This window comes from Pseudomonas sp. GGS8 (genome assembly GCF_024168645.1).
GTDB lineage: Bacteria > Pseudomonadota > Gammaproteobacteria > Pseudomonadales > Pseudomonadaceae > Aquipseudomonas.
Window position 1 is genome coordinate 6125702 of sequence record NZ_JALJWF010000001.1, and the last position, 24247, is coordinate 6149948.

General features: G+C 55.8%; 20 protein-coding genes and 1 pseudogene. 3 read left to right on the forward strand and 18 right to left on the reverse strand.

The genetic code is table 11. From position 1 onward, the window contains the following. Positions 1-37: 37 nt before the first annotated feature. The 8 genes from J3D54_RS27325 to leuS all read right to left on the reverse strand — a co-directional run bounded on the left by J3D54_RS27325 (position 38) and on the right by leuS (position 7953). Positions 38-400 (reverse strand): VOC family protein, encoded by a 363-nt coding sequence (locus J3D54_RS27325; protein WP_253425204.1) that lies wholly within the window; start codon positions 398-400, stop codon positions 38-40. Beyond that, positions 397-1311 (reverse strand): aldo/keto reductase, encoded by a 915-nt coding sequence (locus tag J3D54_RS27330; protein WP_253425207.1) that lies wholly within the window; start codon positions 1309-1311, stop codon positions 397-399. The genes J3D54_RS27325 and J3D54_RS27330 overlap by 4 nt, the downstream gene beginning before the upstream one ends. After that, positions 1311-2078, reverse strand: a complete 768-nt coding sequence (locus J3D54_RS27335) for a DUF1826 domain-containing protein (protein WP_253425210.1) — start codon at positions 2076-2078, stop codon at positions 1311-1313. The genes J3D54_RS27330 and J3D54_RS27335 overlap by 1 nt, the downstream gene beginning before the upstream one ends. Before the next feature lie 2 nt (positions 2079-2080). Continuing rightward, positions 2081-2599, reverse strand: coding sequence for a dCTP deaminase (gene dcd / locus J3D54_RS27340; RefSeq protein WP_253425213.1), 519 nt, complete (start codon positions 2597-2599; stop codon positions 2081-2083). Beyond that, positions 2596-3096, reverse strand: coding sequence for a hypothetical protein (locus J3D54_RS27345; RefSeq protein ID WP_253425215.1), 501 nt, complete (start codon positions 3094-3096; stop codon positions 2596-2598). The genes dcd and J3D54_RS27345 overlap by 4 nt, the downstream gene beginning before the upstream one ends. Before the next feature lie 166 nt (positions 3097-3262). Continuing rightward, on the reverse strand, positions 3263-4075 hold the full coding sequence (locus tag J3D54_RS27350; RefSeq protein WP_253425219.1) for a class I SAM-dependent methyltransferase: 813 nt from the start codon (positions 4073-4075) through the stop codon (positions 3263-3265). 134 nt (positions 4076-4209) lie between these two features. Next, positions 4210-5334 carry a hypothetical protein gene (locus J3D54_RS27355; protein ID WP_253425222.1) on the reverse strand — a complete coding sequence of 375 codons (1125 nt, stop codon included), beginning with the start codon at positions 5332-5334 and terminating at the stop codon, positions 4210-4212. 93 nt (positions 5335-5427) lie between these two features. Further along, positions 5428-7953, reverse strand: a complete 2526-nt coding sequence (leuS, locus tag J3D54_RS27360; protein ID WP_253425224.1) for a leucine--tRNA ligase — start codon at positions 7951-7953, stop codon at positions 5428-5430. A gap of 430 nt (positions 7954-8383) precedes the next feature. Here leuS and J3D54_RS27365 point away from each other — a divergent pair. Then, positions 8384-9237, forward strand: a protein-coding gene (locus J3D54_RS27365) for an IS5 family transposase (RefSeq protein ID WP_253425227.1) whose coding sequence is annotated in 2 segments (ribosomal slippage) — positions 8384-8789 and positions 8789-9237 — 855 coding nt in all. Because the reading frame shifts where the segments join, the coding sequence is not laid out codon by codon here. A 51-nt stretch (positions 9238-9288) separates the two neighbouring features. Here the strand turns inward: J3D54_RS27365 and J3D54_RS27370 are convergent. From J3D54_RS27370 to iolC, 8 genes and pseudogenes are all read right to left on the reverse strand, one after another. Continuing rightward, positions 9289-10149 (reverse strand): sugar phosphate isomerase/epimerase family protein, encoded by an 861-nt coding sequence (locus J3D54_RS27370; RefSeq protein ID WP_019649277.1) that lies wholly within the window; start codon positions 10147-10149, stop codon positions 9289-9291. A gap of 70 nt (positions 10150-10219) precedes the next feature. Then, the gene (locus J3D54_RS27375) at positions 10220-11245 is read right to left on the reverse strand and encodes a Gfo/Idh/MocA family protein (RefSeq protein ID WP_253425229.1); all 1026 of its coding nucleotides are present in this window, start codon (positions 11243-11245) and stop codon (positions 10220-10222) included. A 31-nt stretch (positions 11246-11276) separates the two neighbouring features. After that, positions 11277-13208: a 3D-(3,5/4)-trihydroxycyclohexane-1,2-dione acylhydrolase (decyclizing) gene (gene iolD, locus J3D54_RS27380; RefSeq protein WP_253425232.1), complete on the reverse strand. Its 1932-nt coding sequence runs from the start codon at positions 13206-13208 to the stop codon at positions 11277-11279. Between the two features lie 31 nt (positions 13209-13239). After that, positions 13240-14060 (reverse strand): annotated as a pseudogene (locus J3D54_RS27385) (TIM barrel protein). A 26-nt stretch (positions 14061-14086) separates the two neighbouring features. Beyond that, complete coding sequence (locus tag J3D54_RS27390; protein WP_253425235.1) at positions 14087-15589, reverse strand: CoA-acylating methylmalonate-semialdehyde dehydrogenase; 1503 nt, start codon at positions 15587-15589, stop codon at positions 14087-14089. Positions 15590-15619: 30 nt separating this feature from the next. Then, positions 15620-16429 (reverse strand): 5-deoxy-glucuronate isomerase, encoded by an 810-nt coding sequence (iolB, locus tag J3D54_RS27395; RefSeq protein WP_253425237.1) that lies wholly within the window; start codon positions 16427-16429, stop codon positions 15620-15622. After that, entirely contained in the window at positions 16426-17319 is an 894-nt protein-coding gene (gene iolE, locus J3D54_RS27400; protein ID WP_253425240.1) for a myo-inosose-2 dehydratase, read from the reverse strand. The genes iolB and iolE overlap by 4 nt, the downstream gene beginning before the upstream one ends. A 174-nt stretch (positions 17320-17493) precedes the next feature. Further along, positions 17494-19431 (reverse strand): 5-dehydro-2-deoxygluconokinase, encoded by a 1938-nt coding sequence (gene iolC / locus J3D54_RS27405; RefSeq protein ID WP_253425242.1) that lies wholly within the window; start codon positions 19429-19431, stop codon positions 17494-17496. A gap of 311 nt (positions 19432-19742) precedes the next feature. Between iolC and J3D54_RS27410 the strand changes: the two genes are divergently transcribed. Both J3D54_RS27410 and J3D54_RS27415 read left to right on the forward strand, forming a co-directional pair. Continuing rightward, the gene (locus J3D54_RS27410) at positions 19743-20663 is read left to right on the forward strand and encodes a MurR/RpiR family transcriptional regulator (protein ID WP_253425245.1); all 921 of its coding nucleotides are present in this window, start codon (positions 19743-19745) and stop codon (positions 20661-20663) included. A 109-nt stretch (positions 20664-20772) separates the two neighbouring features. After that, the gene (locus J3D54_RS27415; RefSeq protein WP_253425248.1) at positions 20773-21384 is read left to right on the forward strand and encodes a glutathione S-transferase; all 612 of its coding nucleotides are present in this window, start codon (positions 20773-20775) and stop codon (positions 21382-21384) included. Between the two features lie 190 nt (positions 21385-21574). Here the strand turns inward: J3D54_RS27415 and J3D54_RS27420 are convergent, their stop codons facing one another. Both J3D54_RS27420 and J3D54_RS27425 read right to left on the reverse strand, forming a co-directional pair. Further along, positions 21575-22816 (reverse strand): M20/M25/M40 family metallo-hydrolase, encoded by a 1242-nt coding sequence (locus tag J3D54_RS27420; RefSeq protein ID WP_253425251.1) that lies wholly within the window; start codon positions 22814-22816, stop codon positions 21575-21577. Between the two features lie 107 nt (positions 22817-22923). Then, positions 22924-23997, reverse strand: coding sequence for a diguanylate cyclase (locus J3D54_RS27425; RefSeq protein ID WP_253425253.1), 1074 nt, complete (start codon positions 23995-23997; stop codon positions 22924-22926). Positions 23998-24247: the final 250 nt, after the last annotated feature.

Genomic DNA, 24247 nt, shown 5'->3' on the forward strand with positions numbered 1-24247 from the left:
CATTTTATTGATGCGCCCACGTTAGAAGCAGACGCGGTCAAACCTGATTGACTTCCACGTAATTACCATCAGGATCGGTGATATAAAACTGACGAAAACCGTTTACTTGTTTTTCATCGAGGATCGATAAGTTCGCTATGGTACTGGCTTCCAGGATGCGTACAGAATCCTCAACAAAAAAACCATAATGCGACATTCGACCGGCCTCGGGCTCCTCGAATGGCTGAGCGTTCACAATCAATTCGAGCTTTGGGTATTTGTTATCAGAGAGAAAATACAGATGAAAGGAACCGTCTCCTGCGGCAAATTCCTCAATGACGTCAAATTTGAATATATCCCGATAAAAGCTGATCATCTGCTCGGGCTTATTTGTTCTGATCGCCAAATGTAAATGACTCATGCTTCACCCCACAGGGACAGTCGTTGCCCTACCTGTGTCTTGAAGAGGTGGGTAATCGCGCTGGCAGCATTCAGCAGTTCGCCGTCGGAAATACGATCACGGTTCAATGCATGCAAGTGGTCAGGGTTGTGAAGACCCAAGACCGGGGTCACCCCCTGCGATTGAACCCAACTCACTGCCAGGTTAGACAAGCCGGCTCCCTCCGGTAGAAGCTTTCTCAGCTCCTTCAACATCTTTTCTATCGCTGGGCGATATTTTTCAGAAAACAGAACGACGTAATTTCGGTGATCTGCTTCGGAGAAACGCCGATATTCGAGTCGGTCAGTCAAGATGCCCTGAGCCAACGTCGAATAGCCCATCAGCTCCATGTTGCGATCCTTCGCGAACTGGCTGATCCCAAACTCCACGCTTCTAAAGAACAACGAATACGCGTATTGCAGGCAGTCCAGTTTCACCATGTCGTCAACCCGTTTCAGGTCCGCCAGTTCGTAGTTACAAACACCAATTTTTTTGGTGAGACCGGTGGTTCTGGCGTATTCGAGGGCACGAAACGTTTCCTCCAACTCCACAGTGTCTGTCCCCATGGTTCCTGCCGGCCAATGGATTAATAGCGTATCCAACTGATCGACGCCCAGCCGGGCCAGGCTTCCTTCAATACTCTCGACAACCTTGGAGCGGGTCATCATGTCGGGCGGCACTTTACTGACGACCTCAAATTTTCGGGTACTGAAGTGTCTCAGGACCTCACCGACGATCTTTTCAGAGTTGCCATCGCCGTAGGACGGAGCGGTGTCTATTCGTGAAACCCCTTGGTCAATCGCAGCAAAAAGGGTTTCATAGGCTTTCCAGCTATTAACCGTGGACCAACTATCGCCGCCAACTTGCCAAGTTCCCAAAATGATATTTTTCATCAGAACTCCGTCTTGTAGGTGCTGATGGTAAAAACCAGACGCCGTTCCGTATCAATAAAGCGCCCGCCCTTATGAATCAGACCAATGCCCTTGGCAAAATCCTTGAACTTGGCACCTTCACCCAGAACGATATCGACCACAGCCTGATTTCGCGCATCAATGCCTTTGTACATTTCTCCTTTTAGTAGAATCCAGTTTGATTGGGGTACCACTTGACAGTCAGCATCATCAATCGCTGCGTCTGCATCGTTCAGCGCTATGGAATTCTCATCAAAGTAAGTGCGATTTGTGTTTTGCTCTCGTAGATAAATAGCGCCTTCACCGTAGAAGCACTTGGTCAGCGTAAGTGCCGCTGCATCGCGGTGGTAAAACTTACTGACGGAGGGATGCTCCTTCTCAACATACTCTGAAGTTACAACCCTCAACGACACCAGTGGTTTTTCATCGTAGGTGATAGCGCCAAATAAATCGATTGCCAGGTACAGCTCGTTCAGAAGCGGGTCGAGCAATGCCGGATTCAAATGCTCGCTCAGCGAACGCTTCAAACCGTCCTTTATAAAAGCGACGTCTTTTCTAAGAAAAATCGCCTTATAACTATCCGGCAGAGACAAGGCGATGTCACGAGCCCGGTCGTTTGAAATTTTTTCTGCCACGAGGTCTATCAGAACTGCGGGATCATTATTCTGACTGAAACCCGACAAATCGGACACTGGAAGCAGATCAAGGTTGAATACCTGGACTATATTGTTCAATGCTAACGTTTTCATAATCAGGCATAGTCCAGGTAGGTTTTAGAGGGTTGCGGGCCAGTCGTATTCTGGTATTTACCTTTATAAAGGGTGATTTCTCCTTCGGGCCTCCAAAAGGAAACCTGGGCCAATAGCATTTTCGGATAAATCTTTACAGGTAGCGTCGCATACAACTGAAAGGTGGTTTTTCCAATGGAGCCAATATCAATCAGGTCCGCGGTGACGTGCACAAAAAGCCCAGCGCGAGCGGTACCGGATTTGGCATGAATGATCGGAACAAAATGATCACTGCCTATCACCTCCAGCGACTCCGATAATAAAAAGTCTCCCACCTCCAGTTGCAACCCTTCCTCGGGTATATCGTAGACATCATACAAGTGTTGTTTTTTGAGATCGATGACGCCTTCTCTGTACTTCAGATACTTGTAACCCAATCGCAAATCATAGGAATTAGTGCTAAGTTGCGACTCATCAAATGGCTCGACAATAATGTTTCCGGCACCAATTTCTTCGCGTATCTTACTTCCTGTAAGAATCATGCAAGCAACCTCTCCGTCGGGCTATTGTAAAGGGCGTAGTTTTTGCCCAGACACTTTACTGCACCAGAGTTTGTCCAGAACGATACTTGGCCTATGGGCATTTTTGGATAAACCCGAATGGACTTTGTAGCGTGCAATTCTAATGTCCATTGATGACTGGACGTGGTATGCCCCAAGTTGGCGGAAATCTGTAAAAACAAGCCATACCGCCCCATGGAGCTTCTACCAATGAGAGACATGGCGTATAGAGAACTGCCAATCACCTCATCGGTGACACCCAAGTACATGGCCCCCGGATGAAGAACGTACCCATCATCTGTCATCTGGACGGTCTCAAATTCCGGCTGCCCATTCGTCATGCAGCCGGTATAAAACTTGATCTCTTCACCTAATAGATAATTATAACTATTGGGATTTACGCGATCACTGTCGAAATTAGAGATGGTTATATCACCATTACTCACAGCCTCTATGATTTTTTGCCTAGTAAGAATCATGCACTCTTCCATTTTTTATTATTAATTACATCCATTTACCCACAACAAACAATTAACACTTGCTACTTATCGGCGCGCACAGAAACAGACGTCAAGGCTATAGACTTATCCGTCTGCTTCTGTTCTTTTCAAATCAATCGAGGGTAAAACACGCACGCCTCACTATTTAAAACAGTTCAACATAGCGATTAGGGTAGCGTTGAGCGTCATAACGTAACACCAACACGTTGTATCCCTGATATTGCCGCAGGTCATTGGACATCTTCTTGATACTGTACAAACGGTCGTACATTGCCGACTTGACATTTTCATCGTCAATCTGATGTAAAACACTAGCGCGTTCTACCGTTGACTCGCAGTAGTGATGAAGCTCTTTCTCAGTTTCTGCCAAGGGTTCCAGTCGCTCCTCAAAATAGACATCAAAGCCTTTATATAACTGCATGACGTCTTTATAGGCCTTAACTGTTGGTGTTATACCGAATACAGTCGCGGCTTGTGTCAGCATCTTTTGCGGTATCTCACCGACAGTGTAGAAAGGTGATGCCAGCAAATATCCGGAAGAACCCAACAGACGACAGATGTTATCTACCATCAGCTGCGGCTGAGGAAAAAACCCCAGACCTGCCCCCACAACGACATGAGAAAATTCATTCTCCGAGGTGAAAAGAGTACCGTCCACAGCCTTGAAGTCGACTTTATCCCCTAACCCCATTTCGTTTGCGTTGATGCGCGCTTGGCCAACCGAATCCTTACAAAGATCGATACCGACGCCATTGCATCCAACGTCTTTGACCAAGGCATTAATGGAAAACCCTGTGGTGCAGGCTACTTCCAGAACTTTCGAATCAGCATTCAGATTAGAGTTATTCTTCCATTTGGTTAACGTACTGTAAGATCCAGGCGGAACATTAGTCTGATTTACAAAAGCAACAAATGCCGTGTAGCCCATTTCGTTAATGCAGCGAGTATCGGTAATCATATAGCTTCCTTTCCATACAGGGCGTATTCACGCCGATTGACATTATTGTTATACGAACACGGTGGAAGTGCAGCGGGCGCACCAACATCGGCTGGACTATTAATACGCTAGGGCTTTGGTGGCTCAGTGGTGGATCAGGTTTTCCACATCCAATGTTTGAAATACTGTCGATGGACATTCACGAGAGCCAGCGCGCAACCAAGCATCGCGATCGCTTGCCATTCATTGACAACACTCTCTGAAAAAACTTTTGCTACGCGAATAACTATGATGAGACAGACCTGCAGGGCGGCGAGCACGCCCACAACCAGCAACCGGCTGAGTGTAGTGTTGGCTTTCGCCAGGTTCGCCGCGATTGACGACATCACGACAGTCGACATCACACCTAATAGAACGACAATAACCGGCATGGAAGGAGACGCTTCGGTTCCGACGTTGGAGAGCCTGAAACCGAGCAGGCTAATCCCCATCAGCCCCGCCATCAAAAGCTTGTTCTCATCTATTTTCAAACTTGACAGGATACCCACACTGGCGAGGACACCCATGATGTAGAAGCTGGTCATACCGGACACACTTCCCCACCAATGCGCTGTGTTCAATTCGGCCCAGCGATGGATAGAAACGTTAAAGCAGTTCACGGAAAACACTGCCAGCATGTAGCACAACACGTAAAATGCGGGCAGTGCTTTTGCCGCAGCGAGTATTTGGCGAAGCGAAGCACGTTGATAGGGGGCGATACTGACAGACCGGCTGATATAAAAGAGCGGTAAAACAATTGCCGCACAGTACGCTAGTGTCAACCATAAACAAGAGACACTTTCCGACAACCATCCTAATGCCGAATACAGCAAAAGTGATTCGACATTTATGATCAGTATCAGAATTGAGGCCGCCCATTTTCCATTATTTACCCGCGATATTTCTCGCATGGCGAAATAAAAACTGGATGACGCAATCAACCCAGAGCACAACGCTTCCGGCACGATTAATACTGAGCCTGCCAACAGTACATAAGCGCTCAATAACATCTGTATCGTCATCGCGACTTGCACCACGCGCTCGCAAGGTACTCCCGCCAACGGGATCAGTAAGACTCCAAGACAGCCAGACAAAAAAATGGCTAGTACTTCTTGAGCGCTAAATCCGATAGCGGTGATGCTTAGATACAACAGTGTCAGTCCGCCATGAATCGAAATCATACCGCACAGGCACAATGCGAGGCCAAGCCCGGGTGGGTAAAGACGCTTTTGGATATTCATGTATTCACTTTTTTATTTTTGTATTGCACCGACTGGCACCTATAACAAATCTGGTGCCAAACGGTTCATCGCAACCCTACAGACTTCAACGACTCAAATCGCAGGACCACACAAGAAGTTTACAATTTTATTTGGGGAGTAGATAACTTTGGTGATGGCGCGACCTTTTAAAGCATCAATCACCTTGTCTTGCGCTCGCTCGACGTCAATTTGCGCCTCTCCTGTGCAGTCTGTCAGGTCATTTACATGCTTACCGTTGATGTATATTTTTGTGGCTTTCACCATCTTCACACGCGCTGTGGGCCACGCAGCGTGGTCAATACCCGACTCCCCAAGACGCTCCCACATTTCCGAGCACACATGCGGTGCGAAGGGAAACAGGGCTTTTATGAAATCCTTGGCTATTCGCTGGCAAAAATACACTTTATCTTTTTCAGCTTCGTTGATGAATTCCATGAACGCAGCCACCGCTGTATTGAAGTTCAACGAAGCAAAAGATGCGTCAATCTTCGAGAGCGTGTTCCCCCAAAGGGTTTCCAGTCTTTCATTAGAAACGCTCGCTCGGTTTACTTGCGGTATCGCCGCAAAGGCGTCATAATCCAGGAGACCTGATACTCTGTTAAGAAATCTTGCACAGCCTTTGATACCCTTTATATCCCACTTTTTGTTTTGGCCAAGCGGCCCCATGAACATCATGTAAATCCTGAACGTATCGACACCATATTCTTCAATAAGCGTATCTGGAACGACAACATTCAAGAGTGATTTCGACATCTTGGTGTTGAACACCTGCAATTCTTCATTGGTATTCTTTAACCAATACTTCCCATCTCGGTGTTCTGCTTCGTCGACGGCGACTATTCTGCCAGAGGCATCCTTGAAGGCATCAGCAGTCACCAACCCCTGGTTGTAGAGCTTTTTAAACGGTTCGTCGAAGCCCACCAAGCCGACATCAAACAGGACCTTATGCCAGAATCTTGCATACAGCAGGTGCATCGTCGCATGCGCAGCGCCACCCACGTAAAGATCAACCTGGCTCCAGTACTCGCTACTTTGTTTTGAAAAAGGTTCCGCCTGATTATGCGGATCCAAGAATCGCAGGTAGTACCAGCAGGATCCTGCCCACCCTGGCATGGTATCGGTGATGCGAAAGAGTCGGTTACCGGACTTATCTTCGCAATTCACCCATTCCTGAGCGCGTTGCAACGGACTGGCTCCGTCTCGGCCCGGAGAGTAGTTTTCAACGTGAGGTAGCTCTATAGGCAGTTCGTGATAACCGGCAGTCACTACCTCGCCGTCGGTCCCTCGATACAAAGGGAAGGGTTCACCCCAATACCTCTGCCGAGAGAACAGCCAATCCCTCATCTTGTAGCGCACTTTTTTGACAGCCGCGCGGCTCTGAATCAACTCATCAATGACGTGCGCGCGAGCTTGCACTCTCGAAAAACCGTTGATCGAACCAGAGTTCTTCAGGTTCTGGTCCGGATCAAAAATGGAGACATGTCCGATATCCAAGTGCTGGCAAATTTCCAGGGCTTGGTGATCTGTGGCGGGAACAGACAACAATGAGCCTTCATTTCCGTCAATGGTCAGGTAATTCACTACATAGATAGGAATTTCCTTTCCCGTTAAAGGATGCAGGGCAGACCGTTCAACAGAGACACCCTGCATCCCGTTTTCGGGCGCTTGCATTGACGAGATTCTGGCTTGAACATCGCTTTCTGTGCCAAAAAGCAAATCTTTGACATAGGGATGTTCAGCAGAAAGAAAAATGGCGTTAACCCCGTACAGGGTTTCCGGCTCGTCGGTAAACACAGTCAGTTGAATGCTGGCGTTATCAAGCACCTTGAAATCTATATCAACACCTTCCGTGCGACCGATCCATTCACGCTGCATCTTTTTGACTGATTCCGGCCAGTCCAGCTTGTCCAGGCCGTCGAGCAACTTGTCAGCGTATTGAGTGATCTTTACAACCCATTGCTTTAACGGTTTTTTTGTACAGATATAATCGCCGCGTTCAGAGCGACCATCGATGACTTCTTCATTTGCCAGTACGGTCTTGAGTTCTTCACACCACCAGACATTTTCTTCTTTTTCGTAAACAAGTCCTTGTTCATATAATTTCAGGAACAGAAACTGAGTCCACTTGAAATACTTTTTGTCAGATGTGTCTATTTCTCGACTCCAATCGTAACTCAACCCCATCAGCATGAGTTGACGTTTGAAATTCTCACAGTTGATCTTTGTTATCTCTGCCGGATGCACACCGGTTTTTATTGCATACTGTTCCGCTGGCAGTCCAAAAGCGTCCCACCCCATAGGATGCAACACATTAAAACCGTCCATTCTTTTTTTTCTGGCGATGATATCGGTGCCTATGTAACCGACCGCATGGCCCACATGCAAGCCGTTACCTGAGGGATACGGAAACATATCGAGCACATAATACGATGGCTTAGCACTGAAGTTATCCGCCGCATACAGGTTACTGTCAGCCCATTTACTTTGCCACTTGATTCTGAATTGATCGTTATCCATGATCGTTATTACACACTCCATATCTCTTATTTGCCCGCTCCACCTTAAAAATAACAGGAAAGGTATTCCTGAATTATTCATGGGGACAGACGTTTCTTGTATGCAACACATCCTCACTCGCAAAAAACACATTGTCAAACGTATTTTTTTAAATTACGCAAACCACCTTTTACAGCGCATCCGCTCTCAAACCGAAACAAGCGGATACAGCCCGCCTTTACGATAAGAACAAATCGTACAGCCTCTTAATTTCGCTCAATTTGATTTGTTACGGATTATTACTAGGTAATAGGCCCGATTATTTTCATCGCTCTCAAGCCGTATTGTTTTGCTCCACCCACAAATGTATTACGTCAACTATCGATATTTCGCACACTATAAAAATAAATGTACTACACAGTAAATGTAAATATTCCTAGGCTCTGTACGAAATCCCGAGAAATCCAACAGCCGCCCCTCGGAAGCTGAGATTTTGTAGAGTTCCCAGCCATCCACGGAAAGGAATTCTGTGATGGCAAAGCGTTATGAACTCTCGGATGAGGCGTGGGATGTGGTCGCCGATCTCTTCACCGAAACCCATGGTAGGGGACGGCCACGCCTCAGCGACCGCCTGATGCTCGATGGCGTGCTGGGGGTTCTCTGCTCTGGAGCAGCTTGGCGAGATATGCCAGAGCGCTTCGGGCCCTGGTCAACGGTGTACCAGCGGTTTCGAGATTGGCGAAACCGGGGAACATTCGATCAGATGCTCAAGCGCTTGCACCTGAAGCTGAACGAACAAGGCCTGATCAACTTGCGAACCGGGATGATCGACTCCACAGCCGTACGCGCAACCCGAGCCTCATCAGGTGCCAGGAAAAAAGGGCCTGATGAGCCTGCCGATCACGCTCTAGGTTGCAGCCGTGGTGGCCTGACCACCAGATCCATATGCTCAGCGACGCCAACGGCACGCCGTTGCGTTTTGTTCTTTCTGACGGCCAAGCCAGTGACATCAGCTACGCCCAGCCATTGTTGGATGATGTCAGCATCCCGACGAATCAACGTGGCCGCCCTCGTAAGCGCTGCAAATGGTTGCTCGCCGACAAGGGCTACGACGCCGAAGCACTACGCCGCTACTGCGACCGATATCGTATGCAGCCAGTCATTCCGCTGCGCTCGATGAAGCGCAAGCCCAAGCCGGGCTTACCGAGGTTGTTTGATAGGCCCAAGTACCGACAGCGAAACATCATCGAGCGCATGTTTGGCTGGCTGAAAGAGAACCGCCGCATTGTGACGCGCTTCGATAAGCTCACGAAAAGCTACGCAGCCATGGTCTCGCTGGCTTGTTCCATGCGGTGTCTACGACATCTCTTTTCATACAGAGCCTAGTTAGGTAAATACGTCGGAGTGTTCGATGTTATTCACAGTGTGATGCGACTCTCAGCGGCAGAGTTCGCTTTTGACCCGTTCGAGCATCATCCGGTTGGACTCGTCCGGCCGATCCTCCCAGGCGAACACCGAGACGGTCGCGATGCCATCGAACTTGATCTCGCGCAAGGTGCCAAAAAACGCTTCCCAGTCGACCTCGCCCTGGCCGATGTCCAGGTGCTGGTGCACGGTGGCGGTGACGCCCGGCGGGTTGACGATGTAGCGCAAGCCTGAGGACGCCTTGTGGTTGTAGGTGTCGGCGATGATCAAGTGGCTCAGTTTCGAGCCGGCGTACTTGAGCATCGAGGCGATGTCACCCACGCCATCGTCATAGAAAAATGTGTGCGGCGCGGCGTAGAGGTAGTTGATCCAGTCGCGGTCCAGGCCGCGAATGATGTCCACCGACTCATTGTTGCGTTCGCAGAAATCATAAGGGTGGGCCTGGATATCGAGCTTGATGCCTTCGCGTTCGAACTCGGGAATCAGCTCGTCCATGGAGCGCATGAACTGGTTCTCGCAGACCAATGGGTTGTCCGACTGGCCGGTGAACTCGGTGTTGACCAGCTCGCAGTCCATCTCCACGGCAATCTGGATCGCCCGCTTCCAGTTGCGCACCGCGGCTACGCGCAAACCTTCATCGGCGGCGGCCCAGTGGTACATGGGTAATAAGGAAGAGAGTTTGACCCCGGTGTCGCTCAGGGCTTTGCGAAATTCCTTGATCCGCGCCTTGTCGACCCGCGGGGCTTTGTAGAACGGCAGGAAATCTTCCCGGGGCGACAGCTCGATGTGTTCGTAACCGAGCTCGGCGACCTTGTCGACCATTTTGCCCAGGGACAGGTTGCGGTACATGTAGGGGTCTAGTGCGATGCGCATGTTTTTTTGTTCTCCATCACCTTACGCTGATCGTTCCCACGCGGAGCGTGGGAACGATCATTACAGGGGGTTAGCTGTAGAAGTGCGGGCGATCTGGCAGGCCGACTTTTACGATCTGGCCGTTGTTCTGCGCCTCGATGCAGGCATCCGCAGCAACGGCGGCGGCGAAACCGTCCCACGCCGATGGACCACCGACCTGCCCGGCGCGCACGCCATCGATGAACGCTTGCAACTCGACGTCATAGGCGGCGATGAACCGATCCTTCCAGTCCATCAGAATCGCATTGGACAGTTTCGCTCCGCTGCGCAACTGAACCTGCGACGGCTCCGGCAGTTTGGCGATGCCGGTCTCCCCCACCACCTCACACTGGATGTCGTAGCCATACTGGCAATTGACGAACACTTCCACGTCGATGCGCGTGCCCTTGACGGTTTCCAGCAGCACGATCTGCGGGTCTTTCAAATGGGCGTGGGCCTTGCTGGTCTTGCGCGGGAACACCACTTGCACCGACACATAATCGTCGTCGAGCAACCAGCGCAACACGTCCAGCTCATGGATCAGCGTGTCGGTGATTGCCATGTCGGTCTTGTAGTTCTCACCCACGGTCGGGTTGCGGTGGGCGCAGTGCAGCATCAGCGGCTCGCCGATCTGGCCACTGTCGATCACCGATTTCAATGCCCGATAACCTTCATCGTACGGGCGCATGAAACCAACCTGCACCAGCCGCTTGCCGTGGGCCACTTCGGCCTCGACGATCTTGCGGCAGCCTTCGGCGGTGACCGCCAGCGGCTTCTCGCAGAACACTGGCTTGCCGGCAGCAATCGCTGCCAGTACAAATTCTTCGTGGCTCGGGCCCCAGGAGGTCACGAGGATCGCTTCGACGTCCGGTGCCTTGATCAGCGCATGACCGTCGGGATAAACCTCAGCGGTCAGCTTCAGATCGGAAACGACCTTGGCCGCTTGCTGCAAATTGATGTCGGTGACCGCGACAACCTGGCTATTGAGCAAGGTCTGGCTGCAACGACGGATATGGTCCTGGCCGATGGCCCCGGTGCCGATGACGCCAATGCGCAACGAATTGGAAAGCGAAGACATATAAACACTCCTGTTGTTCGTTTCAGGGCAATCAGTATTGACGGGCCTTGGCCAGTCGTTCGTTGAGGGTCTTGGCCACCGCATCGGTGCGCGCGCTGGTGGAGACTTGCGCCACGCCGACCCGCCACCACGACAGGTATTTGTGAATCATGGTTTTGGGCAGAACCTTGATGTCGATCAGCGTCGACACGGTTTGCAAGCGCGCATCGGCCAATGCGGCTCGCAGTTCTTCAACCGTGTTCACCTTGTAGGTCTTGCAGCCGTAAGCCGCCGCGCTCATGGCGAAATCCACCGGCACGAAGCCGCCATCGAGCTTGCCGGTTTCAGGATTGCGGAACCGGAACTCGGTGCCGAAGCTGTCCATGCCGTGTTCCATTTGCAGGTTGTTGATGCAGCCGAAGGTCATGTTGTCCAGCAGCACCACGTTGATCTTGCGGCGCTCCTGGATAGAGGTTGCCAACTCCGAGTGCAGCATCATGTAGGAGCCATCGCCCACCAGCGCATAGACCTCGCGCTCAGGTTCGGCGAGCTTCACCCCCAGTGCGGCGTTCACCTCGTAACCCATGCACGAATAGCCGTACTCGACGTGGTAGGTGTTCACGCCCTTGCTGCGCCAACTGCGCTGCAAGTCGCCGGGCAGGCTGCCGGCGGCGGCGACGATCACGGCGTCATCGGCCAAGGTTTCATTGAGCACGCCGAGTACCCGGCTTTGGGTCAGGCAGGAACCGGTCAGTTCGATGAATTCGCGCAGCACCGCCGGGTCCAGGTGGTCGTTGATTTCCGGGACGAAATCTTTCGCCGAGTATTCGACCTGATAAATTCGATCGACTTCCTCATCCAGTTGCGCCTTGGCCTGGCGGGTTTGATCGCCCCAACTCGAGCGGTAATCGCCCAGCGATTCGGCCAGTGCCTGCAATCCGGTTTTGGCGTCCGCCAGCAGTTGCACGCCATCGAGTTTCAGGGCGTCGCAGGGGCTGATATTGAGGTTGAGAAATTGCACGTCCGGGTGTTTGAACAAGGATTTCGACGCGGTGGTGAAATCGCTGTAGCGGGTGCCGACGCCGATGATCAAATCAGCGTCCTTGGCCAACAGGTTCGCCGCCAGGCAACCGGTTTCGCCGACCCCGCCGACGTTCAGCGGATGGCTGGACACCACCGCGCTCTTGCCGGCCTGGGTTTCGGCGAAAGGAATATCGAAGCGCTCGACAAAGGCCTGCAACGCTGCATTGGCACCGGAATACTTGACCCCACCACCGCAGATGATCAGCGGTTTATGCTTGCCTTTGAACAGCGCCACGGCATCGCCGAGCATCGCTTCGGTGGCCGGACGGCGCTCGATGCGGTGCACGCGTTTTTGCAGGAAGTAATCGGGATAGTCGTACGCTTCGGCCTGCACGTCTTGCGGCAAGGCCAGGGTCACGGCGCCGGTTTCGGCGGGGTCGGTGAGCACGCGCATGGCGTGGATCGCCGCCGTCATCAGTTGCTCGGGACGGTTGATCCGGTCCCAGTATTTGCTCACGGCCTTGAACGCATCGTTGGTGCTGATGCTCAGGTCGTGGAACTGCTCGATCTGTTGCAGCACCGGGTCCGGTTGGCGGCACGCATAAACATCGCCGGGCAACAGCAGCAAGGGAATACGGTTGGCGGTGGCCGTCGCGGCAGCAGTCAGCATGTTCGCCGCGCCCGGGCCCACCGATGAAGAGCAGGCGTAGATCTTGCGCCGCAGGTGTTGCTTGGCAAAACCGATGGCGGCGTGGGCCATGCCTTGCTCGTTGCGGCCCTGATGGACGATCAGGTCGCCGCTGTCCTGTTCCAGGGCTTGCCCCAGACCCAGCACATTGCCGTGGCCAAAAATGGTAAAGATCCCGGCGACGAATTTGCTCTGAACCCCATCGACCTCGATGTACTGGTTATCGAGGAATTTCACCAGGGCCTGGGCCATGGTCAGTCTTGTTGTGGTCATGCTTGCACCTTTTCCGTATGCAAATCCGATGTCAGCTCAGGGATTTCTGCAGATGATCCATACTCGCACCGATCGCCGTCTGGATATCCGCCAGGCCATGGACGCTGTCGGCAAACGGTTCGAATGACAGGTAGCCGCTGTAGCCGCTACTGAGCAAGGTGTCGATCTGCGCCGCGTTGCCGAGGATGTCGCCCTCACCCACCAGCACCCGATGGCCGTCACGAATGGTCGCCAGCGGTGCCTCGGCATCTTCGACGCCGGAGATGTGCACCAGCCCGGTCAGCTCGGGGAAAAACTCATGTTCGCAGGCCAAGTGATGGTGAAAGGTGTCATGCACCAGACGGAACACATCCAGCCCGCCGATGGCCTTGATCGCATCCACTGCCGTGCGTTTGCGCCGCAGCGAGCACTCTTCGAAACCCAGCGGTTCGATGAAGCCGAGAATGCCGTGCTCGCGCAGGATCGGCGCCAGCTCACTCAACGCCGTGCGCAGACCAGATGCGCGCTGCGCTTCGGTTCGTGGATCGGCGCGGTCGTTCAATGGGCACATCACCAAGCCCCGTGCGCCGCAATCACGGGCATAAGCGGCAAGCTTCAGGGCGTGTGCGCGGCGCTCGTCATTCCAGACATCGAACGGATACAGCGCGTTGATCGACAGCACAGTGATGCCTTTGGCCGCGCACAGCTCACGGACGTGTTCGGGGGCGGTACCGTCCTCGATCTCGACGCCTTTGAGGTCATTGCGAATCTCGATGGCATCGGCCTGAGGGTCACCGCCAACTCAATGAACGCAGGCAGGGACAAACGTGGGGCGACCATACGGTTCAGGGCGAAACGCAGGGGTTTGCTCATTTTTTGTTGTTCTCCGCACAAGTGCATTATTTGGCTGTCGGCATGCTGAACTCAGGGCCCTTGGCAATGCTGTCGGGCCAACGCTGCATCACGCTTTTGTAGCGGCTGTAGAAGCGAATGCCTTCTTCGCCATAAGCGTGGTGATCACCGAACAGCGAGCGCTTCCAGCCGCCGAACGAGTGCCAGGCCATGGGCACCGGAATCGGTACGTTGATGCCGACCATGCCGACCTTGATGCTGCGGGCAAACGAACGGGCAATGCCGCCGTCACTGGTGAAGCAGGACACGCCGTTGCCGAATTCATGGGCGTTGATCAGCGCCACGGCGCTGGCGAAATCCGGCACGCGCACGATGCCCAGCACCGGCCCGAAGATCTCTTGCTGGTAGATGCTCATCTCGGTCGTGACGTTGTCGAACAGCGTCGCGCCGACAAAGAAGCCGTTCTCGGCGCCCGGCACCTTGAAGTTGCGCCCATCGACAATCAGCTGCGCGCCCTGGGCCACGCCTTCGCCGATAAAGCCCTCGACCTTGGCCTTGTGTTCGGCGGTCACCAGCGGCCCCATGTCGCTGTCGCCCCGCATGCCGTTGCCGACCTTCAGTTGATCGATGCGCGGCAGCAGTTTGGCAATCAACCGGTCGCCGACCTCACCGACGGCCACGGCAATCGAAATCGCCATGCAGCGCTCACCGGCCGAGCCGTACGCCGCACCGATCAGTGCGTCCGCCGCCTGGTCCAGATCGGCATCGGGCATGACGATCATGTGGTTCTTCGCCCCGCCCAGCGCCTGCACACGTTTGCCGCGCGAGGTCGCTTGCTGGTGGATGTACTCGGCAATCGGCGTCGAGCCGACAAAGGAAATCGCCTCGATGTCCGGGTGTTGCAGCAAGGCGTCGACCGCCGCCTTGTCGCCCTGGACCACGTTGAACACACCGTCCGGCAAGCCGGCTTCGGTGAGCAAACGGGCCATCAGCAAACTGGCCGATGGATCGCGCTCGGAGGGCTTGAGAATGAAGCAGTTGCCGGTGACCAGCGCCAGCGGGATCATCCACAGCGGCACCATCACCGGGAAGTTGAACGGTGTGACCCCGGCGCAGACGCCCAATGACTGGCGCAAGTTCCAGTTGTCGATGCCACCGCCGATGTTGTCGCTGAACTCGGTCTTCAGCAGGTTCGGTGCGCCACAGGCGTACTCGACGATTTCGATACCGCGGGTCACTTCGCCCTTGGCGTCGGAGAACACCTTGCCGTGTTCGCGGCTGATGATTTCGGCCAGTTCGTTGTGATGGCGGTCGAGCAATTCCTTGAACTTGAACATCACCCGCGAACGGCGCAGGGACGATTGCTCGGACCATGCCGGGAATGCCTTCAGGGCCGAAGCGACGGCGTCGTCCACGGTCTTCTGGCTGGCCAGCCCGACCCGCGCCTGAACGCTGCCGGTGGCCGGGTTGAAGACATTGCTGAACCGCTCGTTGCCGCTGTCCTGCACCTGACCGTCGATGTAATGGCCTATGACCGGGGCGTCGCTCATTGTTCTTGTTCTCCCTTTGAATGTTGGAATTTAGAGATCCAGTAGCCAGCTGTGCTGCGGATCGTTATGGAACTGCCAGACGCGTTTCGGGCCGGCCATCACGTTCAGGTAATACGACTCATAGCCGTAGGGCACACTGACCGGGTGATAACCCTTGGGCACGACGACCAGGTCGCTGTTTTCCACGGCCATGGCCTGATCGATACTGCGATCGTCGGTGTAGACCCGCTGAAACACGAAGCCCTGGGGCGGGTTGATCTGGTGGTAATAGGTTTCTTCCAGAAAGCTCTGGTTCGGCAAATCGTCGGTGTCGTGCTTGTGCGGCGGGTAGCTCGACGAGTGACCGGACGGCGTACGCACTTCCACCACCAGCAGCGAATGGGCGGGCTCGGTGTCCGGCAGAATGTCGCAGACATAACGGGTATTGGCGCCCTTGCCGCGCACGCTGCGTTTCATGCTGTCGGGCTTGATCAGCCGTGGGCCAAGGTTTTCGGCGGTCGAACCGGGCGCCGCGCACACGGCAATTTGCACGTCGCTCAACGCCACTACTTGGGCCTGGCTGCCGGGCGGCAAATACGCCGCGAACGGTGATTTGTCTTCGAACACCGACTGGCGATCGCCGATGTTGTCCCAGTCGAACGCGCCCTGCCCCGGCGCCTCACCCTTGATCCCGACCCGACCGCTGAGCAGCACCAGGCACAGTTCTTTGTCGTCGGCACTGACCGGCAGGGTTTCGCCGAGGCTCAAGCGGTAAGCGGCGAAGCCGACGTATTCCAGCTCCCCCTGCCCCAGCTCAACCATGGTCCGACCGCGTGCCTTGCTTTTGACCAACAGGCTCATCGCGCGGCCCTCTCGTCGAGCAAGGCACGCAAGGAGTCGTAGCCTTTTTTGGCGTAGACGTAACTCGGTGCCACAGCCGGATCCTGCTCGGCTTCCACCACTAGCCAGCCGTGGTAGTCGGCGCCCAGCAGCACGTCGAGCAAGGCGCTGAAGTCGATGTCGCCATCGCCGGGCACGGTGAAGGTGCCGTTGATGATGCAGTCCGGGAAGCTCCAAAGATTGTTGCGCGCCAGTTGCACCACCGGTTTGCGCACGTCCTTGAAATGCACATGGCAGACCCGTTCGATGTGTTTGCGCAGCACCTGCAGCGGTTCGCCGCCGCCCATGTAGCAGTGGCCCGAATCGAACAGCAGGCCGACTTCGCTGCTGGTCAACGCCATCAGTTTGTCGATGTCGGCCGGGGATTCGACGTAGGCGCCCATGTGATGGTGATAGGCCAGACGCACGCCCTGGGACAGGGTGAAACGCGCCAGTTCGGTGAGTTTGTCGGCGTATGCTTGCCAGGCTCGTTCGGTGTGGAAACGCGGGCGCTCGACCAATGGAATGCGCTGGCCTTGAATGGAGTCGGCGACTTCGCCATAGACCAGCACCGTGGCGCCGTTCTTCGCCAGCAGCTCGACATGGCTGCCGATGGCATCGATTTCCTCAGCCACCGAACGGCGGGCCAGACGGCTGGAATACCAACCGGACACCAGCGCCAGGTCGTAAGGCCGCAGCACATCGCCGACGCCCTTGGCGTCCTTGGGAAACTTGCCGTTGAGTTCGAAGCCTTCGTAGCCGATGTCCTTGCCTTCGCTGAGGGCGGTGCTCAACGGCGTCTCGCCACCGAGGGACGGCAGGTCGTCGTTGCTCCAGGAGATCGGGTTAATGCCAATTCGGATAGTGGGCATGGCTGCACCTTTTATTGTTTTTACATAACCGGTAAAAGCGACACAAAACCCTGTGGGAGTGGCGGTGCGACGATTCGACTTGCCCGCGATAGCGATCCAGCTGTCACATTAATGTTGAATGTGCCGCCGTCATCGCGGGCAAGCCCGCTCCCACAGGGGTATTGCAGTGTTCAATCAGGCACGGGCCATGCGCCAGGCATCGATCAGTTCGACGAAGGTGCCCTGCACTTGGCGGATCAGCGCTTCGTCGTCGATTTCACCGGCCAGCCACGCGCGGCTCGGTTCCTGGAAAATCGTCCGGCCCACGGCGAAGCCACGGCAGGTCTGGCTCTGGCTGGCCTGCTGAAACCCTTCGGCCAGGGTCGCCGCCGGGGCATTCAGGCCCAGCAGCACCACGCCACGGCAATACGGATCGCGCGCCTGAATCAGCTCGTCGAGTTGTTTCCACTCCTCGGCGCTCTGCGCTTCGATCTTCCACCACGCCGGGTAGATGCCGAGGTTGTAGAGGCGTTTCAGCGCGCGATAGAGCACGTCCGGATGCTGTGAGGGGTGATCCTTGGGCGGAATGATCTCCAGCAGCAGTTCATGCCCGCTGACTTGCGAGGCCTGATACAGGCCCTTGATCTGCGCTTCCTGCTCCAGACGCAGCAGAGGCTCGTCGTCGGGATGGAATTGCACCAGGCATTTAATGATCTGTTCTTGCGGCCAGGCGATCAGGTTGCTGCCGATCGAGCGCCCGTGTTCGAACGCCAATGGCCGCGAACCCTGCACTTCCACCGGCCGCGCCACCCACCAGCCACGACCGGTGGCGGCGTTCAGCGAGTCCTGACCGAAACGTTGATCGGCCAGCAAGCCGACATCGGCGTCAACGCCCTGCTCACGCAAGTCCGCCTCGACCCGTTCCACGGCTTTGATAAAGAGTTGTTTGAGTTCGCCGATAGCGTTCAGGTCGCACCCGCCCTTGTGGGCCAGCTCCACCAGTTGCCCGCGATGATCGAAGGCAAAGATGAACAGTTGCTTCCACTGTTTGCGCGGCACACTGACCTGATGCAGACGCTGCAACACGGCGTCCTGATCCGGCCGGGTGATCGGCACCGGGCTGTTGAACAGATAATCGAGTTCGGCGCGGGTCGGCATCGCCGGGGCGCAGGCATGGCGCGACACCACCAGACCGCCGCAGGCATTGGCCAACTGGCAACAGCGTTCGTCGCTGGCGTCCTCCAGCCAACCGCTGAGGAAACCCGACATGAAGGCATCACCAGCGCCCAGCACATTCAGCACTTCGACGCGCACACCGGGATAAATCGCGCCGTCTTCGAGACGCGCCGGGATCGCCCCGTGAATCACCGTGCAGCCTTGCGGGCCAAGCTTGACCACCAGCGTCGCCACGCTCAGTTTGCGGACGTTGCGCAACGCAGTGAGCAAATCCTCGGAGCCACCGGCAATCAAAAACTCTTCTTCAGTGCCGACGATCAGGTCGAAACGCGGAAGGATTTTCTGTACGTGCTGACTGACGTTCTGGTCGGCGACGAAACGGGTTTCGCCGTCCGCCTTGCCGGCCAGGCCCCAAAGCACCGGGCGGTAATCGATATCCAGCACCCGTTTGACGTTGTGCTTCTCGGCATAGTCCAGCGCCTGAATGCTCGCCTTGTAGACGCCGTCGGTGGAGAAATGGGTGCCGGTGATCAGCAGGGCTTTACTGGAAGCGATGAAGGCTTCGCTGATGTCTTCGGCGCGCAATGCCATGTCGGCGCAGTTTTCGCGGTAGAACACCAGGGGAAAGGTTTCGCGGTCCTTGAGGCCCAGCAGGACCATGGCGGTCAGACGTTCCGGATCGACCTTGATGCCGCTGACGTCGCAACCTTCGCGGGTCAGCGATTCAACGAGGAAACGGCCCATGTGGTCGTCCCCTACCCGACTCAACATCGCCGATTTCAGCCCCAACCGAGCGGTGCCGAAAGCGATGTTGGCGGACGAACCGCCCAGGTATTTGGCGAAGCTGCTCACATCCTCCAGCCGCGCCCCGACTTGTTGCGCATACAGATCGACGCCAAGGCGTCCCAGGCAAATCAGATCCAATTGACGCCCACTGGCAAAACGAGTCTGGCCCATGCTGGCTCCTGTTATTTTTATCAGCCTGCGTTCGGGGCGATGAAGACGCCGAACACTCTTGGTGGATGCAGACTAAAACGACCGGGACCGAACAATCAATAATTATTCTAAATATTTTTTATGTGGAATATTTTTTCCATTAAACTTCTGCACAAGCGTTCCAGACACAGTGCATCGTTTCAGCAGACCCCATGAAGGCCGCAAGCTCAAGATTTTATTCCGGCCTACCCTGTAGACTGCGCACTGCCAACCTATTGTCAGGGGATGACGCAACCTGTCATCCCTATAAGAACAAGCCAGAAGGATTCCTTATGTCCCGCACCGATCAGCCGGCTACGACCGAGAGCACGCCCGACAGCGATCTCCCCAGCCCTCCGATCAATGCCGAGCGTCTGCTGCAGCTGATCACCGAGGAATACGAAAGCCTGCCGCGCCAGCTCAAACGCATCGCCAGCTACATGAGCCAGCAGAGTGACCGGATCATGGTCGACCGCATCAGCGACATCGCCCGCGAATGCGAAGTGCACCCGTCGGCCATCGTGCGCTTTTCCCAGCGCTTCGGCTTCAGCGGGTTCAGTGAAATGCAGGCGCTGTTTCGCGAGGCCTACACTCACAAGACCACGCCGGTGCAGAACTACCAGCAACGCATCCGCAGCATGATCGCCAACAAATCGCAGAAGGCCAGCGGCGGCGATCTGGCGCGCGAGTGCATCAACGCCACGCTGTCGGGCATCGAGCGATTGGGGCTGGAACTCGATGACCAGGCTTTCGACAAGGCCGTGGACCTGGTGGTGAATGCCGACAACATCTACGTGGTCGGGGTGCGTCGCTCATTCGCGGTGGCCGATTACCTGGTCTACAACCTGCAACACACCAACAAGCGCATCCACCTGGTGTCGGGTCTGGGCGGCAGCTACCGCGAGCAGATGCGCAGCGTGCGCGCCAATGATCTGGTGATCGCCATCAGCTTCACACCCTACGGCAAGGAAACCCAGCACTGCCTGCGCATCGCCCAGCACCATCAGGCGAAAACCCTGATCATCACCGACAGCAACCTCTCGCCGTTGGCCAAGCGCGCCAACACCGTGCTGCTGGTCAACGAAGGCAGCTCGTTTGCCTTCCGCTCGTTGAGCGCGACCTTATGCCTGTGCCAGGCGCTGTTCATCGCGGTGGCTTATCGACTGGAATTGAAGGTCGATGAGATTCATGAGCAGGCAGGCTTCGAGGATTAGTCTTCGAGGATGAACAATAGGCCTGAGGATTAACGCGAAACCGCTTGCAGGTCGCTGAACCTCGGCTAAGGTTGTCCCTCCCCAAGGACCGTCTGTAAGGAGAGGCTCAATGAAACTGATCGGCATGCTGGATTCGCCCTACGTGCGGCGCGTCGCCATTTCCGCCAAATGCCTGGGCATCCCGCTGGAACACAAGTCGGTTTCGGTGTTCAGGCACTTCGACCAATTCCAGCAGATCAACCCGGTGGTGAAGGCGCCGACCCTGGTGCTGGATGACGGTGAGGTGTTGATGGATTCAACGCTGATCATCGACTACCTCGAAGCCTTGGCTGCGCCGGGTAAAAGCCTGATACCCGACAATCCGGACCGACGCGTGCGCTCGTTGCGGCTGATCGGCCTGGCGTTGGCGGCGTGCGAAAAGTCGGTGCAGCTTTACTACGAACGCAACCTGCGGCCAGCGGAGATTCAGTACGCGCCTTGGGTGGAACGGGTCGAGGGGCAATTGGCGGCGGCGTATTCGGCGCTGGAGCGGGAACTGGAAAAACAGCCGCTGAAGACCGACGGCTCGATTGCGCAGGACGGGATTAGCCTGGCAGTGGCCTGGAGTTTTACCAACCTGGTGGTGCCGGATCAGGTGGAAGCCGCGCAGTTTCCGCGAATCAGCGCGTTCACCGTGTATGCCGAAGGGCTTGAGGTGTTTGTCGATACACCAATGGAGTAGGCAGTACGCGGTAAGCCGAAACACTGAAAATCCCTGTGGGAGCGGGCTTGCCCGCGATAGCGGTGTATCAGGCAACAATGATGTCGACTGACGCTCGTCTTCGCGGGCAAACCCGCTCCCACAGGTTCCGCATTGGGCACGCGCCTTCACCACAGGAACCTGCGTCCGATTGTGGAGGCGATCTGGCCGATTACTGCTTGGCCAATTCCATAATCATCCGCGACAGCAAGTAAATCCGCGGCGCCACGCTTTCGACCTCGGCGTACTCTTCAGGCGTATGGATATTGCCGCCGACAATCCCGAACCCGTCCAGCGTCGGCGTACCAACACCTGCGGACAAACTCGCATCCGCTGCCCCGCCGCTGCCTTCTTCCGTCAACTTGCGGCCAATTTCGCCGTAAATCCCTTGGGCCATGGCCATCAAGCGATTCGATTCCGCCGTTTGCGGCATCGGTGGCAAGCCGCGCTTGAGGCTGGTGGTGACTTCCGTGTCGGCAATCAGTTTGTCCTTCGACACCCGCGCCAAGTCTTTTTCGATCCGGTCGAACTCTTCCGGCACCGCCGCCCGCACATCAGCCTTGGCCGTGGCCTGATCCGGAATCACATTGGTGCGGTCGCCGGCCTTGAGTACGGTGAAGTTGATGGTGGTTTTTTTCGCTTCATCGCCCAGTTTGCCGAGTTGCAGAATCTGGTGCGCGGCTTCCATGACAGCGTTACGCCCCAGCTCCGGCGCCACCCCTGCGTGAGCTGCCTTGCCTTTGACCTCGACCACAGCGGTGGCGCTGCCTTTGCGCCATACCACCAGGCCATCGGCCGGACGACCCGGCTCAAGGTTGAGCGTCACGTCGTGGGCCTTGGCGGTTTTCTTGATCAGGTCGGTGGCGACGTCCGAGCCGGTTTCTTCACTGGCATCGAGCAGGAAGGTGATTTGCGCGTAGTCCTTGAAGTCGAGATTCTTGAGGATTTTCAGCGCGTAGATCCCGGCAACGATGCCGCCCTTATCGTCCATCACGCCCGGCCCATAAGCGCGGCCGTCCTTGATCTGGAATGGGCGCTCGGCGGCGGAGCCTTCCTTGAACACCGTGTCCATGTGCGCCATCAGCAGGATCTTCACCTTGCCGGTGCCTTTGAGCGTGGCCAGCACATGGTTGCTCTCGTCCGGGGTGTTGGGCACCAGTTCGATGGTGGCACCGAGCTTCTTCAACTCTTCGATGGCGATGTCACTCACCTGGGTCAGGCCTTGTTCATAGCCGGAACCGGAGTCGAGATTCACCAGCCGCTCCAGCAGTTTCAGGGCTTCACCCTTGTACTGTTCGGCATCGGCGAGGACTTGTTTGTGCGGTTCGGCGAAGGCGGCGGGGATGAAGGCGCCGAGGGCGAGGGTCAGGCCAAGGCTGGTGGCCAGGAGGGAGCGCGGAGGCTTGAACGTCATGAATCGATCCTTGTTTCGTGTCGGTATCCTGAAACCCTACCTGACTACGACACAAGGCTCTACACCGGATGCTACATATACACCACACATCCCCTGTGGTGATCCAGTCAGACCGAGTCAAGCAACTCTTTACGCGGCTTGCCGTCGCCATGGCAAATGACGCGGTTGCGCCCGGTGCTCTTGGCTTCGTAGAGCGCCTGGTCGGCGTCGTTGAGCCACAGGGTCGCGTCGTTGTGGGCCGGGTTGAAGGCCGCCAGGCCGATACTCAAACTGACTTTCAGCGCCGGGGTCTGCTCGTAGCCCAACGTGGCGAAACGAGCACGCAGCGCATCCATCGCCACGGCGGCGCGTTCCAGCGGCAGGTCCGGCAGCAGTACGCAGAATTCGTCGCCGCCATAGCGCCCGGCGACATCGGCGGCACGCAGGTTTTGCTTGAGGATTTTGCTCAGCTGACGCAAGACGATGTCCCCGGCGACGTGGCCGTAGGTGTCGTTGATGGTCTTGAAGTGGTCGATGTCGATCAACGCAATCGCCCCGCCCTGCTGCTGGCGCCGGCAACGCTGAAACTCGATTTCCAGCTGGTCTTTCCAGGCACCGTGATTCAGCAGGCCGGTCAGGCTGTCGGTGCGGCTCAGTGCCAGTAACTCGCGTTTGTGTCGGCCGAGCGTGTGGGCCTGACGAAAGCAGACCCAGCCCAGGGACATCGGATAAATCGACAGCAAAGGCAAACAGGCGTATAGCTGAAATGGACTGGTTTGCGGGACAAAGGCCGGCATGAACACCAGCAGCCCGAGGCCTATCCCGAGCACCTGCGCGACGGCGCCCATCAACAGAAAACGCAAACCACCGATGGCCACGTTGTGCATCGCCATCATGGACAGTGTGGCCGCGCTGGGCAGCGGATTGAACTGCATGGCGGCCACCCAGAAACCGCCGAGAAACGCGTCCACCAGGATGTTGCGGTGTTCGGCGAGGTAGGGAACTTTCGCCCGACGCGCCCATTGATAAGCCACATGCGGCCAGATGACGCCGTTGAACAACATCACCACCCAGACCCAGGGCGCAGGGTCGAGCGGGTACATCCCTGCACCGACACACAATAATCCAAGGGCCAGACCCAGGATGCGCGACCCATAAAGCCTCCTGGCCAATGAAAGTCCCTTTCCTCCCTTTTTTTCCATAGAGGCCTCTGTACTACTGAACGGAGCCTGACTACACACGGATTGAAAGTGTGCTTGAAGTCTATCAGGGCAACGGCAAATAGCCATCACCGGATGACGGTCTGACAGCTGGTAGCTCCAATAGTGTGGCCTCGCGATGAGGCGAGTGCCCAATGTTTGTCTATACATGAAGTAAGGGATCGATAAACCACGATAAACAGGAGGCCGCTGCAGAGGCTCCGCCAACCACATTCCGTCCTGATCACTGCAA